Genomic DNA, 18,570 nt, shown 5'->3' with positions numbered 1-18,570 from the left:
GAACCTTATCATGTTACGTGGATTCCACACAGCAACAGCAGGAATGATCTCCCAGCAACGCAGGATGGAAATGCTGTCAAATAACCTATCCAATTCCAACACACCTGGCTACAAAGCAGACCAATCGTCCCTAAGAGCCTTCCCAGAAATACTCCTAAAAAAAATGGAGCAACCTACTATCCCAACAACCAAACCTATTGCATTCTCCCAGAACCAGCCAATCGGAGGGTTACATACAGGAGTCTATTTACAAGAAGTGGCACCAAAACACACCCAAGGCGACATGCGTCAAACCAGCAACCAAACAGACCTTGCAATCCTGAACCAAGCACTCCCTGAAGGAGCATCCATCTTCTTCACAGTTGAAAACCAAGATGGCACACTTAGATACACTAGAAACGGAAACTTTGCCATTGACCAACAAGGCTACCTAACAACCAATAACGGTCTTTTTATCCTTGACGACAACAACAACAGAATTCAACTGCAATCCGAAAACTTCGAGCTACAACAAGACGGTACCATCTTAGAAAACGGAACTTTCAACACCCGAATCGGGATTGCTCTTGCACCAGACGCAAATGCCCTTACAAGAGATAGCAACGGTCTATACCTTCTTAACAACGGCGAAGCTCTGCCAACTGCGATTAACAACCCTGGAACAGCCTTCCAGGTCCTACAAGGCCATATAGAACGCTCTAATGTTGACACGGCCCAAACTATGACTGACATGACAGCAGCTTACAGAGCATTCGAAGCCAACCAAAAAGTCATTCAAGCATATGACATGAGTATGCAAAAAGCAGCCAATGAGATTGGACGCATCAACTAAAACTAGTACAAAGAAAGGAAGCACCTACCAAAATGAGCAGAATCATGCTAAACGCAACCAACACCATGAATCAACTGCAAAAGCAACTCGACACCATCGGCCATAATATCGCTAATGTAGATACGGTAGGCTATAAAAATCGCCAATCGTCATTCCAAGAACTCTTAGTGCAGCAAAGCAATAACCAAACCCTCAATCAGTACGAAAACATAAGAAATACACCTTTAGGAATCCGCATGTCATCTGGTGCAGGCCTTGCCCAGACAAAGCTCACCCTAACACAAGGTGCTTTAAAAAACACCGATCGTATGCTAGACTTTGCACCAGCGAAAGAAGACCAGTTCTTCACCGTTCAAGTGACAGAAAACGGGGAGACAAGTACACAATTCACAAGAAATGGTGTATTCTATTTATCACCGGTCAATAACACAGAAGTGATGCTTGTAACAGCAGAAGGACATCCAGTCCTAGATAGCAACGAGCAACCAATTGTCCTACCCGAAAATGTAAAAGAAATTAAGCTACAACCTGAAGGAATCATCCTAGCGGAACTAACGAACGGACAAGCAGTAGCCAGAGAACTTGGAATGGCTCAAGTCATCCGCCCGCAAATGTTGCAAGCAAGACCAGACTCTTTGTTTGCTCTACCTCCAGTTGATGTTGCCAACCCACAAGACGTGGTGCAGTATATCCAAGGAGCAGCACGGAACGACATAAATATTAAACAAGGAATGCTGGAACAATCCAATGTGGACCTAGCATATGAAATGACCGAAATGACACTCATGCAGCGCTCGTATCAGTTTAACGCAAGATCCGTTCAGTTTGCTGATCAAATGATGGGGCTTGTGAACGGATTGAAATCATAATGAATATAGGCAAAGAGGAGGTTGCGCAATGGAACAAAAAGAACCAAAAAAGAGCTTAACTAGGGAAGAATTGCGCAAAGCTCAAAAAAATAAAGCAAAACAACAAGAGGAAATAGCAGCATCAGAAGAACAGGAGCGTCCAAAAAAATTACAATGGCGCATTCGCCTTATACCAATTTGGTTGCGTATCCTAATACTCTTAGCAGCTATGGCTATAGCTGCCATCTCAGGAGCAATGGTCGGTTATGGCGTTCTTGGTGGCGGAAATCCCATGGATGTGCTCGAAAAAGAAACTTGGCAGCATATACTGGATCTTGTGAACAAAGACTAAGGAAGCCCACAAAGGACTTCCTATTTTTTATGCCTTCCTATATAATTATTAGTAACTATTAGTAGGAGGTCATAAAAATTATGCTTGATATTAACCAAATCAAAGAAATCATTCCACATAGATACCCATTCCTTTTAATCGACAGAATCATTGAAATCGAAGAGGGTCAACGCGCAATCGGCATCAAAAACGTGACAGCCAATGAAGAATTCTTCAACGGACATTTCCCTGAATTCCCAGTCATGCCAGGCGTACTTATCGTAGAAGCGCTAGCCCAAGTCGGAGCGGTAGCCATGCTGAAAAAAGAAGAAAACAAAGGCCGCCTTGCATTCTTCACAGGAATTGACAACTGCCGATTCAAAAAACAAGTAGTGCCTGGGGACCAACTGCGCCTGGAAGTCGAAATGACCAGAGTTCGCGGCAGCATTGGTAAAGGAAAAGGTACCGCAACGGTTGACGGGCAACTTGTCTGTGAACTGGAAATGATGTTTGCGCTAGGACCAAAGCAGTGATTTGAAGAAATTTGTAATTATCATGCAAGCTTTCTCGAAAAATGGGGAATATAAAAAGGGACCAAGCAACTTGAGCTAATAAGGTCTTGAAATTCCATTTATGAAAGGAGAAGGTTTATATGAACAGCAAATGGTTATTAAAATTAACTGGTACTGCTTTAGCAGCGATGCTAATTACAGGATGTGCAGCAAACAATCAGGACGTTCCTCCGCCAGAAGAAGAGCCGCCAATGGAAGAACCTGCAGATCCTGAAATGGAAGAAGATCAAAACATGGAAGAAGATATGGAGCAAGACGAAGAGAACATGGAAGAAGATATGGAAATGGAAGAGGAAGAAGACCAGCAGTAATCTCTTTCATACATCGGGGGACAGTTCAAACTGTCCCTTTTGTACGAGCAAATCTTCACTTGTTATAATCCCAAACGATCCGCCACTCCCCGTCTTCCCGCACCACATAGACATATTGCACAAACATAAAATGGCCATACTTCCCGTGATAATCCTGCTTCACCTCAAATTCATAGGCAGTCCCAAACGCTTCTCCGCCTTTCTCCATTTTCCAATTTTTAATCTCTTTTGCCTTCCCAATATCAAATGAAAAGGTGTCAGCCCCAAAGTGTCCGTTAAACACATGTGCCCTATCTTGCAAATACCCACCTCTGGTAAACTTCTCCCTCATCTTAGTATGCAACAGTTCCCAAGAATGACTGTATTCCGCATTACTCTCGTGTTTGTAAAATTCATGGACGATTTGTTTGGCCTTTCTTTCGGATCCCATAAATATGGATGAAAAAATAAACATAAGTAAAACGGTCGTACCAAGACCAACTAGTAACACAATAATCCCATTGCCTCTCCGTCTCCGCATAAAATATCTCTCCTAAGTTTGTCCATTAAGATACAACCATTTATATGCAGAATGCCAAAACTTATTATCCTTTCGACAAACTTCAATCAACTTTCGACAAAAAACGATTTAATTGTAAAAAATTACTCGAAAACAGAAGGCGCTTTCAAAGAATTGCCTCTTTTATTACAAAGAAATTACAATTAATATGTAGATAAGAAAGGTAATCTAAACTATAATAGTTTCTGTATGACAAAATATGAAAAAATATGTAGGAACCATAAAGTTTACCAATATAATGTCGGAGGTTATCATGGAAGAAACTATTAGTCTAAAAGAACTATTTCAAACGATAAAAAAACGTCTGTGGCTTATCGTACTCTTAACTGTTCTAGCAACTACAGCCAGTGGAGTCGTGAGCTATTTTTTGTTAACCCCAATCTATCAATCTTCTACGCAACTACTTGTAAACCAGGCCAAATCTGAACAAACGCAGTTTACTTCAGCTGACATACAAACCAACTTGCAATTAATGAATACATATAATGTGATTATTAAGAGCCCAGCAATATTGGATAAAGTGAGCGATAATTTAGATGGAAAAGTTACTGCAGGTCAACTAAACGGAATGATTACAGTTGAAAGTGCAAATAACTCTCAAGTGTTAGATATTACAGTACAAAGTGCGGACCCTATTATGGCTGCTACTATTGCAAATGTGACGGCTCAAACATTCCAATCAGAGGTAGTAAATATTATGAATGTTGATAACGTTAGCATTCTTTCTGGAGCGCAGGTAGGAGAAAATCCCTCTCCAATAAAGCCTCAACCAGTGCTTAACATGGCAATTGCATTTGTTGTTGGTCTTATGGCAGGAGTGGGACTAGCCTTCCTACTAGAATTCCTAGATAACACAGTCAGAAACGAACAAGACGTGGAGAAACTACTTGGTTTACCGGTGCTCGGATCCATCACCGTTATTGAAGATAAAGATATACAGGAAGCAATAAGGCAACAGCGACAAATGAAAGCTAGAACAAGGGGTGAGACGGTTGGCTCTTAAGAAAAACAAACTCATTAACAAAGCGAAAGCTACGACAAGCCGCCATCTAATATCCGATAAATTACCAAAATCACCTATCTCAGAACAATATAGAACCATACGTACCAATATACAATTCTCTTCTGTTGATCAACAATTGCGCTCCATTATGGTTACATCTTCTGGTCCTTCTGAAGGGAAATCCACAACGGCTAGTAACTTAGCGGTGGTAAATGCACAACAAGGGAAAAAGGTGTTATTTGTTGATGCCGATTTAAGAAAGCCGACAGCACATTACACATTCCAACAGGAAAACTTTAGAGGTTTGACGACTATACTGACAAGACAAACGTCTTTAAGTGAAACCATTCAGCCAACACGTATAGCTAACCTGGATATATTGACAAGTGGTCCCATTCCTCCGAACCCAGCAGAATTATTGAGTTCAAAAGCGATGGAAGACCTCCTTGCAGCTGTTTATCACAGTTACGACTTGGTCATATTTGATACTCCACCTGTGCTTGCCGTTACGGATGCACAAATCTTGGCTAATCAGTGTGACGGTACTGTATTGGTCATCGCAAGCGGCGCTACTGATAAGGATAGTGCCATTAAAGCGAAAGAATTATTAAACTCCGCAAAAGCTAAACTGCTTGGGGTTGTATTAAATATGAAGAAATTAAAGGAAAGTTCGTACTACTATTACTATGGTGTAAAATAAGAGGATGCTTCATCCTCCTATTTTTCGACTTTTACTCGTGACCATATTACTGTAATTTTTACAGAAAATTCAATAGAAAAGGAGGGTACCACCTTGACTTACAGAAAGCGACTTTCTTTACTGATATTGGTTGACTCGCTAATTGTTTTGACAAGCATCTACTTTAGCTTTTGGATGATTAAGCCTAACGAGAGCCTGCTAAATTCTGAAACTTTATTCTACAGTTCGCTGACGCTAATCATATGGCATCATTTATTTGCATACTCCTACAAACTCTACAATAAAGCCTGGGAGTATGCGAGTATAGGAGAATTGATTGGCATCTCAAAGGCAGTAACATACTCTGTTACAGTGGCAGGTTTTGTTCAGCTAATTGTAGCTGGCGATATATATATACGAGTCCTAATTGTTACTTGGATGCTACATATGATTCTCATAGGTGGTTCCCGCTTTTCTTGGCGAGTCTACCGCGACTTCTATTACAACAAAGCCATGAACAAAAAGCGTACGCTTATTGTGGGAGCAGGTGCAGCAGGAACGATGGTTGCAAGACAACTACTACAAAACAGGGAAGCTGACTTGATTCCCGTTGCCTTTGTTGACGATGACCCCAAGAAACAAAAACTCCATATTCTTGGCATACCTGTAAACGGTGGAGTCACTGATATTAAAACAGTAGTAGACCAAATGGAAATTGACAACATTATTATCGCCATTCCATCCCTTGGGAAAAAAGAAATCAACACTATCTACCAAGAATGCGTAAAAACAGATGCAAAAACAAAAATTATTCCGATGCTAGAAGACCTAATGTCAGGAAAAGTTTCTGTCAATGAGTTTAGGGATGTAGAAGTAGAAGACTTATTAGGAAGAGATCCAGTAAAACTTGATATGGCAAGAATTTCGGAATCTATTACAAGAAAAACTGTTCTTGTAACAGGAGCGGGTGGTTCCATCGGATCCGAGATCTGTCGTCAGATATCCAACTTTACTCCTGAAAATCTAATATTGCTCGGTCACGGGGAGAATAGCATTTACTCCATTGAGTTGGAGTTGCGTGCAAAATACGACTCGACCATCAACATCTACACGGAAATTGCAGACATACAAGATAGAAGTAAGGTTTTCTCCATTATGGAAAAGTATAAACCGGATGTTGTGTATCATGCAGCCGCGCATAAGCATGTGCCATTGATGGAACGCAATCCGGAAGAAGCAGTGAAAAATAACATTTTCGGCTCCAAAAATGTCGCAGAAGCGGCGGATACATTCGGCGTCAACACATTTGTACTCGTTTCCTCGGACAAAGCAGTAAACCCTACCAACATCATGGGTTCCACTAAACGTTTTGCAGAAATGGTTGTCCAGCAGCTTGCGCAAGAAAGTAAGACGAAGTTTGTTGCTGTGCGCTTCGGGAATGTACTTGGGAGCAGGGGAAGTGTCATTCCTCTATTTAAAAAGCAAATTCAAACTGGCGGACCGGTTACCGTGACACATCCAGATATGACTCGTTATTTCATGACCATACCAGAGGCATCAAAACTCGTCATCCAAGCCGGCACCTTAGCGCGTGGTGGAGAGGTTTTTGTGTTGGATATGGGCGATCCTGTGAAAATTGTCGACCTTGCTAAAAACTTAATCACACTATCCGGCTACTCGATCGATGAGATTGGAATCAAATACTCCGGCATTAGACCTGGAGAAAAGATGTACGAAGAACTGCTGAACGAAAATGAAATCCATAAAGCGGATATTTTTCCTAAAATCCATATCGGGAAGGCACCGTTAAAAGATCAAGAAATATTAGCTTACTTCTTGAGAAATTTCGAAACAATGAGTGAGGCTGAATTGAGAACCTATCTTCTTTCTGTTGCAAACAACAAAGAAGATGAGTTGCAATATATATTTAAACAGACCATTTCAGTATAGTAGGAGGAAATCGATATGCAAAAAGTACGAAAAGCCATTATTCCAGCAGCAGGCTTAGGGACCAGATTCCTTCCTGCAACGAAAGCTCAGCCAAAAGAAATGCTCCCAATCGTGGATAAACCGACCATCCAGTTCATCATTGAAGAAGCAGTTGCTTCCGGAATAGAAGATATCATTATCGTAAGTGGCCGTGGCAAGCGTGCAATTGAAGATCATTTCGATAAATCCTATGAACTGGAAGAAACGTTAGAAAAGAAGGGCAAATTTGAGCAGTTGAAAGAGATTCAAGCAATTTCAAAGCTAGCAAACATCCATTACATCCGTCAAAAAGAGCCACTTGGACTGGGACACGCAATCGGCTGTGCAAAACGATTTATCGGTGACGAGCCATTTGCAGTACTACTTGGGGATGACATTGTCTACTCACCTGAAAAACCATGCTTGAAGCAATTGATCGAAGTGTATGAACGTTATAACTCTTCTGTTCTTGGTGTCCAACAGGTCCCTATGGAGGATGTATCCAAATATGGTGTTATCTCCAAGAAAACCGGAGAGATTGACGAACATTGCTTCCATATTGATAGCTTAGTAGAAAAACCGAAAATGGAAGATGCTCCATCTAATCATGCAATCATGGGAAGATACATACTTCGTCCGGAAATTTTTGAGATTCTAGAAACACAAGCGCCTGGTGCGGGTGGAGAAATTCAGCTGACAGATGCGATTAAAGAATTAAACGAAAAACAAATGGTCGTTGCTTATGAATTTAGTGGAGTACGCCATGATGTTGGGGATAAGTTTGGGTTTATTAAGGCGCAGTTGGATTTTGCGTTGGAGAGAGAAGATTTGAGAGAGCAAATTGTAGAATATATGGAACAGTTGGTGGAGAAAGCAAAGGCAACGATTTAAAGAGAATACTTTTGATTTTGGCGCCTTGAGGCCCGATCTAGTTGGCTTATTGATTGAAGAGAACAGGTGATGTCTCCTTACCTTTATCAATGAGGGCACTCGGTTGCACTGTGGGTGGGGAGCGGTCTCCGCCTTAGATACGAGGAGTTATCAGTGGTGTGGTGTGAGGTGAGGTGGGGTTAAATGCCCCTTTATTTTTTTGTGTAAATACATCAGAAGGTTGGTGTAGTACATGTTAAGGAAGATTGAGAAGAGAAATGAAGGTTTAACGTTAGTAGAGGTATTAGCCATTGTGGTGATTTTAGGGATATTAGCAGGTATTGCAGTACCTTCGGTACTTGGCCATATTAGGAAGACTGAAAATGAGGTTTGTGATGTTAATACTTCAGAGTTAACAAAGAACTATCATCAAGAATTAGTGCTGTTAGATAAGGAGCATAGTGATGTAAAATTTGTTTCTTTTTTACTTGAACATGGGGAATATGTTTGTCCAGTAGATGGAACGTTTCATTATGTTGATGGGGAAGTTGAGTGCAGTGAGCATGGTGAAGTAGAGGGAACAGAAGATGAAGGAGATGTTCCGTTTTTATAGAGGGAATTGGAAGAGTGTGGAAATGACTTCATGAAGATTGGGGAGATGTGCTCTCTTGATTGAATGGTTATTTGGAACTGACTATCGTAGTTAGATTGATCGTTAGAAACCTTGCGGGATAAGGGTTTGAGGCGATTTTAGTGAGATTTATAGATTGATTGAATAGTATATATTCTAGGAAGAAACTCGGTTTTGGGTGATAAATGCAAGAATATCTATTTCGTATTTGGTCGGGAGATTGAATAGATATTACGAGGTGAGTATCGGAATTTGATAAGATTTAGTGGTTTAGTAGTTGGTTGGAATTGAAACTTAACAGATTCTAATTAGGTCCTAATCTACTAAAGAACAAATTTTAAGGAGTGTAGCTTGATGTATATGAAGGTTAAAAGATTAATAGATATCATTCTTTCTTTAATAGGACTTATAGTATTGTCACCGAATTTTTTAATTCTAATTATTGCTATTAAGATCGATTCAAGAGGTCCGGTTCTGTTTAAGCAAAAGCGAGTAGGAATCAACAAGACACATTTCAATATCTTGAAGTTCCGTACTATGAGAATAGATACGCCTAAGGACACTCCAACACACTTATTAGGTAATCCAGAACAGTATATCACAAAGATGGGGAAGTTCCTGAGAAAAACCTCACTTGATGAGCTTCCGCAGATTTGGAATATATTTGTGGGACAAATGAGTATTATTGGGCCAAGACCAGCACTATGGAATCAGTATGATCTGATTGCTGAACGGGATAAGTATGGTGCTAATGATGTACCACCTGGACTAACTGGTTGGGCACAGATTAATGGTAGAGATGAGCTCCCTATTGAAGTGAAAGCAAAGTTGGATGGGGAGTACGTTGAGAAGATTAGCCTCTGGATGGATGTTAAGTGCTTCTTTGGGACCATCGTTAGTGTAGTAAAGAGTGACGGGGTTGTTGAAGGTGGTACTGGTGTAAAGAAAGAAGTTGCGAGTTCTAAGGAGACCAATTCATTATGACAGTAAATAGGATAATAGAGGTGTGGAAATGTTATTAGTTACAGGAATCACTGGTCATACAGGAAGATACTTTTTACAAGAACTTATTAATAATAAATATGAAGGTCCAGTTCGCTGTATTGTTAGGCAGTCATCCGATACTTTTTTATTGGATAACAGCGGCTTAAACATAGAAAAAGTGGTTGGTGATATTAGAGATGAGGATTTTCTAGATGAGTGTATGAAGGGTGTAAATACAATAGTTCATATTGTAAATATCAGACACACACAACGAATAATACGTGCTGCCATCGCGAATAAAGTAGGAAGAGCAATATGTGTTCATACAACAGGTATATACTCTAAATTTAGAAACGCATCTGAAGAGTATTTAAATATAGAGGAAGACTTGCAAGATTTAACCGCTTCAACAAACATTAAATTGACAATATTAAGACCTACTATGATATATGGCGATGTTTGTGACCGGAACATGAGCAAGTTTATAAAAATGGTAGATAGATTCAGGGTATTTCCAATAATAAACAATGGAATGGGCCTGATTCAACCTGTAAATGCCAGGGATCTTGGTAAAGCCTACTATGATGTACTTATGATGCCTATTGAAAGTGCTAAAAATGAATATAACTTGTCTGGCGAAAAGCCTATCACAATGTTAGAAGCGTTTAAACTTATCAGTGAGAACCTAGGTAAAAGAACAACTTTTATAAGTTTTCCTTTAGGTTTAGGTGTATTTTTTGCTAAATGCTTGAAACAGTTTTCATTTGGGAAAGTAGATTTTATTGAAAGAGTTCAAAGAATGAGTGAAGATCGGTGCTTCTCACATGAGGATGCAAAAAAAGACTTTGGCTACAATCCCGAACCTTTTGAAATTGGTATAGAAAGAGAAGTTGCTGAATACCTAAAAGATAAAAGACAGTAGGTGTATTAATCTGTGGGAAAGAAAGTTCTAATTTTAACAAATCATTTTATAACAATATATAACTTCAGAAAAGAGTTAATAACTAAGTTGATTGATGATGGACATGAAGTATATATTTCAATGCCGAATGCAGAGGAAAATAAATTCTTTAGTGACATGGGATGCAAAATCATTGAGACCTCTATAGACCGTCGAGGGATTAATCCTCTTAAAGATATTAAACTGATTTTTAATTATATTAAGATAATGAAAATGATAAAACCTGATATTGTTTTCTCTTATACAATTAAGCCCAACATATACGGATCTATAGCTTCAAACATTACTAGGAATAGGCAAGTTAGCAACATTACCGGAACTGGTGCTACTTTTATAAAGAAAAATGCTGTTAGCATAATCGCAAAGTTGTTATATAAGGTTTCGATAAAGAGATCTTATAAAGTTTTTTTCCAAAATAGAGGAGATATGAACTTTTTTACTGATAACAATATGTTGAAAAGCAATTATTCTATGCTACCTGGTTCTGGTGTAAATTTAGAACAATATTCTGTATGCAGATTGCCTTCTAATAAAGAAACAAGTTTTATATTTATTGGAAGGGTTATGGAATTAAAAGGTATAGACCAGTATATTGAGTGCGCAAAAATTGTAAAAAGTAAATATCCTAATACAAATTTTTATATAGCAGGTTTTATAGAAGAGGATAAATATAAAGGAATAATTGAAGATTTTCATGCAAAAGGAATTATTAACTACATTGGCTTTCAAAAGAACATAAAATCATGGATTCAACAATGCCATTGTACAGTTTTACCATCGCATGGTGGTGAAGGAGTTCCTAATGTTTTACTAGAGTCCGCAGCTATGGGAAGAATCTGTATTGCTTCTAATATTAATGGCTCTATTGATGTTATTGAAGACGGAAAATCAGGGTTTGTTTTTAAAGTAGGAAATGCTAAAGATTTAATAGAAAAGGTTGAAATGTTTTTAAGAATGAGTAATGAAACCAGAAAACAAATGGGATTAGCTGGTAGAGAAAAAGTAGAAAGAGAGTTCGATAGACAAATTGTAATAAATAGTTACTTAGAAGAGTTGAATAAGGTAATTTAAAATACCTTGAATATAAGGAGTAAATCAAAATGTTCAAACCTATTAGGGTATTACATGTATTAGGCGCTCTTAATAGGGGGGGCGCTGAAACAATGGTTATGAATTTATATAGAAATATTGATAGAGAAAAAGTACAATTTGATTTTATCATCCATACTAATAAAAAATGTGATTATGATGATGAAATAAAGTCATTAGGTGGTAAGATTTATAATTTGCCACGTTATAAAGGAATAAATCATTATCAATATAAGAAAGCGTGGCGGGAATTTTTAAAAAAACACCCAGAGTATAAAATTGTTCATGGCCATATGAGAAGTACAGCTTCAATTTACTTGAAAATTGCTAATAGATATGGATGTAATACCATAGCGCATAGTCATAATACATCTTCTGGAAAAGGCATTACTGCGGTCACTAAAAATATATATCAGTACCAAATAAGATATATAGCTGATTATCTTTTTGCATGTTCACAAACTGCAGGAACGTGGTTATTCGGTAAAAATGTATTAGATAATGAAAAATTTTTGTTATTAAAAAATGCTATAGATACGAAGAAATTTACTTTTAATAAAGATAAGAGAAAAACATGGAGGAAAGAACTTAATATTGAGGATAAATTTGTAATTGGGCATATAGGAAGGTTTCATGCTCAAAAGAACCATGATCTGTTAATTAATATATTTAAAGAAGTACACGATAAAAATAAAGATGCTGTTTTATTGCTAGTTGGAGAAGGTCATTTGCGAAATTCAATTGAAAAAAAAGTTGATGAACTTGGATTAAACAATAATGTAATTTTTACAGGAGTTAGAACCGATATTCCTGAATTATTACAAGCAATGGACGTTTTTGTGTTCCCTTCTTTATATGAAGGATTAGGTATAGTAGTCATTGAGGCACAAACAGCAGGTCTTCAAAGCATAGTTGCAGATACCCTCCCAGCCGAGGTGTATTTAACAGACTTGATACAGACAGTTCCTTTGAGTGCTCCAATAGATACTTGGGCACAAAAAATAATCCAATATTCTGGAGGATATAATAGAGACAGCAATTCTCATCAAATTATAAACTCAAAGGGTTACGATATAGAGCAAAATGCACTGTGGTTGGAGAACTTTTATTTAAACATGGAAAATTAGTAATAAGGAGTTGTTTTTTTTTGAGGTTAAACGTTGCTTACTCATGTGATGATAATTATTCTAGACATGTTGGGGTTTCTATGCTTTCTCTCTTACAAAGTAATAGAGAATTTGACGAGATATTTGTATATTTAATTGATAATAATATAAGTTCTGGAAATAAAAGAAAACTAAAAAATATTGCTAAAGAGTATGGAGGGGAATTGATATTTATCTCCTTTGAAGACTTATGTTTTGGCTTAAAGACTGATAATAAATATTCATTAAGTTCTTACGCAAGACTATTTTTATCCCGAATCGAAGATATAGAAAAAATTATTTATTTAGATTGCGATTCTATCATAACTGAATCATTTGTTGATTTATGGAAGCTTAATATCTCCGAATATTTAATTGCTGGTGTTCAAGATAATGTGAATGAATATTATAAAACTAGTATTGGATTATCTAATGACTTTAGATATGTTAATGCTGGCTTTTTATTAATTAATTTAGAAAAATGGCGGGCAGATAATATTGAAAATAAATTCTTGAATTTTATTGATAAGTATAATGGTTCCGTCCCCCACCATGATCAGGGAACGTTAAATGCTATTTGTAAGGATTCAATTTTGCTATTACATCCCAAATATAATGTAATGCCACCAATGCTTGAGTTTACTAGTGAACAAATTCTAAGATTGGAAAAAACATCTGAATATTATTCTCAGCAAGAAATAGACGAGGCAGTAAAAAGGCCTTGCTTTATCCATTTTACTAATGGTTTCTTCAACAGACCATGGAACAAAAATTCAACGCATCCGATGAAAAGTGAGTATTTAAGATTTTTGGAGCAAACACCCTGGAAAGACGATATTCTTGATAATAAACTATGCAGAAATGCCCGGATTATGAAAATATTTTACAAATATTTCCCTTTTAGTATTTATTGGATCATCAATAAAATCGTAGTGAAGAGAAAAGTTTACCTATTAAGTAAACAGAACAAATAATATAAATTTGTTTTTATTTTATGATTTAGAAATTATTTAATCCTTGAAAATATCAAGGGGGGTAGAACTTATATTATTCTAAGATACTTCTTATAGGGCGGGTAAAATTATGAAAAAAATTTTAATCATTACAGATTTATATTATCCCAAAGCTTCAGCAAATGGAGTGATTGTTAGGCAAGTGGCACTCGCTTTAAAAAAAAATGGATACGAAGTTCATATTGTAAGTTATAAGAATATTAATGAGTTATCAATGGAGACGATAGATGATATTCGGATTTTTAGGACTCAACCTAGGCTATTCTTCATGTTAAGACAATTTGGTGAAGAAAACATTGATAGAAAAATAGGTAGACTTGCTTATAAATTTGGAATGTTCTTAAATAAGTTGAAGAGGACTATATACTATCCAAGGTTTCCTTTGTCTTCTATATCATTTATATATCGTTACTTTAGGTTAATAGAAAAATTGCATAGAGAACATAAATACTCTTTGGTTATTTCTATATTTCACCCTTTTGAAAGTTTTGTTGCAGGAGCAATGCTTAAGAAAAAGATACCGGATTTAAAATTTATTTTATATGCATTTGATTCTTTATCTAATGTCCAAGGTACAAAGTTTGTATCAACAAAGACTCGTGATAAAAAGGGTTGGTTTTGGGAGCGTAAATTGTATAAATATCCAGATAAAATTTATAATATGAAATCACATACTAACCATTATAATCAAGAAAGATACGATATATTTAGAAATAAGATGGAATTCCTAGACATTCCACTTTTTCAAAAAACTTATCAAGTAAAACAAAAGGATGTTTTTGATAAATCCAATATTAATTGGGTATATGCTGGTAGTTTTGATTATGAGAAAAGAAATCCAGTTTATTTAATTAAATTATTTTTGGACGTAAATGAAGATAAAAATAGCCGGATGCATTTTTATAGTAGGGGAAATTGTGAAGAGTATATTATAAAACATAGTAAGCTATCAAACAATCAAATTGTTAGACATGGTTTTGTTAATGAAGACACTTTTTATGATGTGATTTATAATGCCGATGTTCTGGTTAACATAGGAGTTAAATCTGATGCAATATCAGGTAAAATATTCCAATATATTTCTACAGGGAGAAAGATTATTCACATTTACGAAAGTGAAGATGAACCATGTTTAGAATATTTGAAGAACTACCCTTATGCTTTATTAATCAATACAAATGATGATTATCAAAGTAATATTAATAAAACAAGAGAGTTTATAAATAAAACAGTAAAACCATTGAATTTGAACAAAATTGCTGAAATGTTTAATACTAATACTCCTGAATATGCAGCAGAAGTTTTTGACAAATTTATCAACAAGGATTTGGAGGTTTAATAATATGCGATTTAAAAACAAAACATTATTAATCACTGGTGGTACTGGTTCCTTTGGGAATACAGTTCTTAATTCGTTTCTTAAAACAGATATAAAAGAAATTAGAATTTTTTCGCGAGATGAAAAAAAGCAAGATGATATGAGACATCATTATAAAAGTGATAAGATAAAGTTTTATATCGGAGATGTAAGAGATCTTCAGTCTATAAAAAATGCGATGCATGGCGTAGATTATGTCTTCCATGCAGCAGCTTTAAAGCAGGTTCCCTCCTGTGAATTCTTTCCTTTGGAAGCCGTAAAAACAAATATTATTGGTACTGATAACGTACTTACAGCTTGTATAGAAAGTGAAGTTAAAAAAGTAATTTGCTTGTCTACTGATAAGGCAGCATATCCAGTCAATGCTATGGGTACGTCAAAAGCAATGATGGAAAAAGTATTTGTTGCGAAAAGTAGAACTGTATCGCCTGATAATACTTTAATATGTGGGACTCGTTATGGAAATGTAATGGGTTCACGAGGTTCGGTTATTCCGTTGTTCATTAATCAAATTATAAATGGGCAACCACTTACTGTTACTGATCCAAATATGACAAGATATATAATGAGTTTAGATGAAGCCGTTGATCTTGTGTTATATGCCTTTAAGCAAGCTGAAGCAGGGGATATAATGATTCAGAAGTCACCCTCATGTTATATTGGAGATTTAGCACAAGCATTGAAAGAGTTGTTTAATGTAAATAATGAAATAAAGATAATGGGAACTCGTCATGGTGAAAAATTATATGAAGTGTTGATGACAAAGGAAGAAGCTGCTAAATCAATTGACATGGGAAGTTTTTATAGAATACCGGCAGATAATAGAGAGTTAAATTATGAGAAATACCTAGAACAAGGTTCTACAAAAATATCCTTAACTGATGAATATAATTCGAACAACACAAAAATACTGTCCGTTGAAGAGATTAAAGAAAAGCTCCTTTCATTAGAATATATTAGAGATGAAATAGCTAGATGGGAGGAGAATCGATGAAATTTTTGGTACTTGGGGCAACAGGGATGGCTGGTCATATTATCTCTATTTATCTGCAGGAAAGAGGATATGAAGTAGTTGGGTTCAGTCGAAACAAAGTTAAATATGTAAAATCAATAGAAGGGGACGCAAAAGATACATATAATCTTACAGATATTATAAGAAATGGTAAATTTGATGCTGTCATAAACTCCATAGGTATACTTAATAAATTTGCTGAGGATGAGCCCCAAACTGCAGTTTTCTTAAATAGTTACTTACCGCATTTTCTAGCTGATATAACAAGTGATTTGGATACCCAAATTATTCAGATGAGTACAGATTGCGTTTTTTCTGGAGAAAGAGGAGGTTACACAGAGACATCCTTTAGGGATGGTAAAACATTTTATGATAGAAGTAAGGCTCTAGGGGAACTCGAGGACAATAAAAATATTACTTTTCGAAATTCGATTGTTGGTCCAGATACAAATTACAATGGAATAGGGTTACTTAATTGGTTTATGAAACAAAATGGCTCAGTTTATGGTTACGCGAATGCAATCTGGACTGGTGTTACTACGCTTGAATTAGCAAAAGTAATGGAAGCTGCAGCTAAAGAAAAGGTACACGGTCTTTTTAATATGGTTTATCAAGAATCAATTAACAAGTATGAATTGCTAAAATTATTTAATCATTATTTGAGAGATAATGAAATAGTCATAAATCCTTGTGATAAGGTTACTTTAGATAAATCACTTATTCGTACTAATTTTGACTTTAATTATGAAGTTCCAGACTATGATAGGATGATTTATGAACTTTACAACTGGATGTTGAATCATAAATACTTATACCCACATTATAATCTATAAACAAGGTGAGTAATAGATTAAATATGTTGTTAGATTGTATAAAGAACCTTGTAGTTAAAAGTGAAAAACTAACTTATGTGGGAAGGGTATGTTGATGGAAGAGCGCGGAAGTATCTTTTTGAAAAATATATTTTATGCATTTTTAGCTCAAGGAATCTCTCTCTGCCTAAGTGTTTTAATGAGTTTGATAGTGCCTAAGCTTTTAGGTGTTGAAGAATACAGTTATTGGCAGTTGTTTTTATTTTACTCTAGCTATGTAGGCTTTTTTTATTTTGGTCTTAATGATGGTATTTACTTACGAATAGGTGGATCGAATTATAAAAACCTTGATTTTTCTTTACTGGGTACACAATTTAAGGTTGCGACAGTAATTAATGCCTTTATATCTATTCTTATTATTATATTTAGTCTTATATTTATTGAAGACTCTAAAAGACTTTTTGTGCTTATCATGTCAGCATTATATTTAATAGTTTATAATGCAGTAGGGTTTTTAGGTTTTATTTTTCAGGCAGTGAATAAGACCAAAAATTACTCAATTTCGGTAATTATTGATCGAATAATTTTTATTATTTTTGTTTTAGTATTATTATTATTTAACTCGGCAGATTTTAGAATTTATGTAATATTGTTCTTTTTAAGTAAAGTAGTATCGTTATTTTACCTGACTATAGTAGGTAAAGAAATAATTTATTCCTCATTTAGAAATATTACTGGCGCACTAAAAGAAATGTGGAAGAATATAGCTGTAGGAATTAATCTAATGTTTTCAAATATTGCAAGTATGCTTGTATTAGGCAATGTGCGTTTTATTATTGATAGAAAATGGGGAATTACTGAATTTGGTATGTTTTCATTCGCATTATCATTAACAACTTTCTTCTTACTTTTTATTAATCAAATTAGCATAGTACTATTTCCTACATTGAGACAAATAAAAGAGGATAGTTTAAATTATGTATATAATGTTTCAAGAATAGGACTAAGTTTGTTTTTTCCTGTGGTTTTTTTGCTATATTACCCTATGATTTACTTACTGAACTTTTGGTTACCTCAATACAAAGATAGTTTTATTTATTGGGCATTATTGCTACCTATTTGTACATTTGACGGAAAAATGCAAATGCTATGTAGCACATTTTTTAAAGTTCTTAGGAAAGAAAGATTATTACTACTCATTAATATTTTTACAATGATTATAAGTATTATACTTAGTGTAGTTGGCGCATATGTTATTGGGAATTTATATTCTATTATTATTTTCTTAGTTTTATCAATAGCTATTAGAAGCATTATTGCAGAACTTTATCTATCGAAATTAATGGGGATTAGTGTAATCAAGGATTTAATTCTTGAGATAGGAGTTGCTTCTTCATTTATTATTAGTTTTTGGTATTTAAATGTGCAAGAATCTTTTCTAGTATTTTCTTTAGTATATTTTATATTCTTATTAATAAATTGGAATAAATTAAAATATCTAATAAGGACATTATTCCATTTAAAATTTAAAAACTAGTTTATTTTCTTTTTTTGGATTTTTTGAGTAGATGT

The 18,570-nt window shown here is 35.4% G+C and carries 20 protein-coding genes; 19 read left to right on the top strand and 1 reads right to left on the bottom strand.

The features are described from left to right. The first annotated feature begins 10 nt into the window (after window positions 1–10). From AAV98_RS05580 to AAV98_RS05560, 5 genes are all read left to right on the top strand, one after another. A complete protein-coding gene (locus tag AAV98_RS05580) occupies window positions 11–832 on the top strand; it encodes a flagellar hook-basal body protein (protein WP_060664580.1) in 822 nt (273 codons plus the stop codon). 32 nt (window positions 833–864) lie between these two features. Then, the gene (locus AAV98_RS05575) at window positions 865–1,701 is read left to right on the top strand and encodes a flagellar hook-basal body protein (protein WP_060664579.1); all 837 of its coding nucleotides are present in this window, start codon (window positions 865–867) and stop codon (window positions 1,699–1,701) included. A gap of 28 nt (window positions 1,702–1,729) precedes the next feature. Continuing rightward, window positions 1,730–2,032: a DNA-directed RNA polymerase subunit beta gene (locus AAV98_RS05570; protein WP_060664578.1), complete on the top strand. Its 303-nt coding sequence runs from the start codon at window positions 1,730–1,732 to the stop codon at window positions 2,030–2,032. A gap of 80 nt (window positions 2,033–2,112) precedes the next feature. Continuing rightward, window positions 2,113–2,544 (top strand): 3-hydroxyacyl-ACP dehydratase FabZ, encoded by a 432-nt coding sequence (gene fabZ / locus AAV98_RS05565; protein ID WP_060664577.1) that lies wholly within the window; start codon window positions 2,113–2,115, stop codon window positions 2,542–2,544. A 119-nt stretch (window positions 2,545–2,663) separates the two neighbouring features. Further along, the gene (locus AAV98_RS05560; RefSeq protein ID WP_060664576.1) at window positions 2,664–2,894 is read left to right on the top strand and encodes a hypothetical protein; all 231 of its coding nucleotides are present in this window, start codon (window positions 2,664–2,666) and stop codon (window positions 2,892–2,894) included. A 55-nt stretch (window positions 2,895–2,949) separates the two neighbouring features. Here AAV98_RS05560 and AAV98_RS05555 read toward each other — a convergent pair whose 3' ends face one another. Then, window positions 2,950–3,414 (bottom strand): hypothetical protein, encoded by a 465-nt coding sequence (locus AAV98_RS05555; RefSeq protein ID WP_060664575.1) that lies wholly within the window; start codon window positions 3,412–3,414, stop codon window positions 2,950–2,952. A 292-nt stretch (window positions 3,415–3,706) separates the two neighbouring features. Between AAV98_RS05555 and AAV98_RS05550 the strand changes: the two genes are divergently transcribed. From AAV98_RS05550 to AAV98_RS05485, 14 genes are all read left to right on the top strand, one after another. After that, window positions 3,707–4,456, top strand: coding sequence for a YveK family protein (locus AAV98_RS05550; protein WP_060664574.1), 750 nt, complete (start codon window positions 3,707–3,709; stop codon window positions 4,454–4,456). Further along, the gene (locus AAV98_RS05545) at window positions 4,446–5,156 is read left to right on the top strand and encodes a CpsD/CapB family tyrosine-protein kinase (protein WP_060664573.1); all 711 of its coding nucleotides are present in this window, start codon (window positions 4,446–4,448) and stop codon (window positions 5,154–5,156) included. The genes AAV98_RS05550 and AAV98_RS05545 overlap by 11 nt, the downstream gene beginning before the upstream one ends. 93 nt (window positions 5,157–5,249) lie before the next feature. After that, window positions 5,250–7,085: a polysaccharide biosynthesis protein gene (locus AAV98_RS05540; RefSeq protein WP_060664572.1), complete on the top strand. Its 1,836-nt coding sequence runs from the start codon at window positions 5,250–5,252 to the stop codon at window positions 7,083–7,085. 15 nt (window positions 7,086–7,100) lie between these two features. After that, entirely contained in the window at window positions 7,101–7,994 is an 894-nt protein-coding gene (galU, locus tag AAV98_RS05535) for a UTP--glucose-1-phosphate uridylyltransferase GalU (protein ID WP_060664571.1), read from the top strand. A gap of 232 nt (window positions 7,995–8,226) precedes the next feature. Next, entirely contained in the window at window positions 8,227–8,586 is a 360-nt protein-coding gene (locus tag AAV98_RS05530) for a type IV pilin protein (RefSeq protein ID WP_060664570.1), read from the top strand. Between the two features lie 372 nt (window positions 8,587–8,958). Further along, window positions 8,959–9,588, top strand: coding sequence for a sugar transferase (locus AAV98_RS05525; protein WP_060664569.1), 630 nt, complete (start codon window positions 8,959–8,961; stop codon window positions 9,586–9,588). Between the two features lie 28 nt (window positions 9,589–9,616). Beyond that, the gene (locus AAV98_RS19875) at window positions 9,617–10,510 is read left to right on the top strand and encodes an NAD-dependent epimerase/dehydratase family protein (RefSeq protein WP_082380786.1); all 894 of its coding nucleotides are present in this window, start codon (window positions 9,617–9,619) and stop codon (window positions 10,508–10,510) included. 12 nt (window positions 10,511–10,522) lie between these two features. Continuing rightward, window positions 10,523–11,620 carry a glycosyltransferase family 4 protein gene (locus AAV98_RS05515; RefSeq protein ID WP_060664568.1) on the top strand — a complete coding sequence of 366 codons (1,098 nt, stop codon included), beginning with the start codon at window positions 10,523–10,525 and terminating at the stop codon, window positions 11,618–11,620. Between the two features lie 29 nt (window positions 11,621–11,649). Beyond that, entirely contained in the window at window positions 11,650–12,765 is a 1,116-nt protein-coding gene (locus AAV98_RS05510) for a glycosyltransferase family 1 protein (protein ID WP_060664567.1), read from the top strand. A gap of 20 nt (window positions 12,766–12,785) precedes the next feature. Next, window positions 12,786–13,757 carry a glycosyltransferase family 8 protein gene (locus AAV98_RS05505; RefSeq protein WP_060664566.1) on the top strand — a complete coding sequence of 324 codons (972 nt, stop codon included), beginning with the start codon at window positions 12,786–12,788 and terminating at the stop codon, window positions 13,755–13,757. 109 nt (window positions 13,758–13,866) lie between these two features. Further along, window positions 13,867–15,135: a hypothetical protein gene (locus AAV98_RS05500; RefSeq protein ID WP_060664565.1), complete on the top strand. Its 1,269-nt coding sequence runs from the start codon at window positions 13,867–13,869 to the stop codon at window positions 15,133–15,135. A 4-nt stretch (window positions 15,136–15,139) separates the two neighbouring features. After that, entirely contained in the window at window positions 15,140–16,168 is a 1,029-nt protein-coding gene (locus AAV98_RS05495) for a polysaccharide biosynthesis protein (RefSeq protein ID WP_060664564.1), read from the top strand. Then, window positions 16,165–17,019 (top strand): SDR family oxidoreductase, encoded by an 855-nt coding sequence (locus tag AAV98_RS05490; RefSeq protein ID WP_060664563.1) that lies wholly within the window; start codon window positions 16,165–16,167, stop codon window positions 17,017–17,019. The genes AAV98_RS05495 and AAV98_RS05490 overlap by 4 nt, the downstream gene beginning before the upstream one ends. Before the next feature lie 88 nt (window positions 17,020–17,107). Next, complete coding sequence (locus tag AAV98_RS05485) at window positions 17,108–18,535, top strand: oligosaccharide flippase family protein (protein WP_082380784.1); 1,428 nt, start codon at window positions 17,108–17,110, stop codon at window positions 18,533–18,535. Window positions 18,536–18,570 lie beyond the last annotated feature (35 nt).

Origin of the sequence: Bacillus sp. CHD6a, from assembly GCF_001293645.1 — a bacterium.
Lineage (GTDB): Bacteria > Bacillota > Bacilli > Bacillales > Bacillaceae_I > Sutcliffiella_A.
The sequence above is the reverse complement of the archived record's forward strand: the minus strand, read 5'-3'. Positions and strand labels throughout refer to the sequence as shown.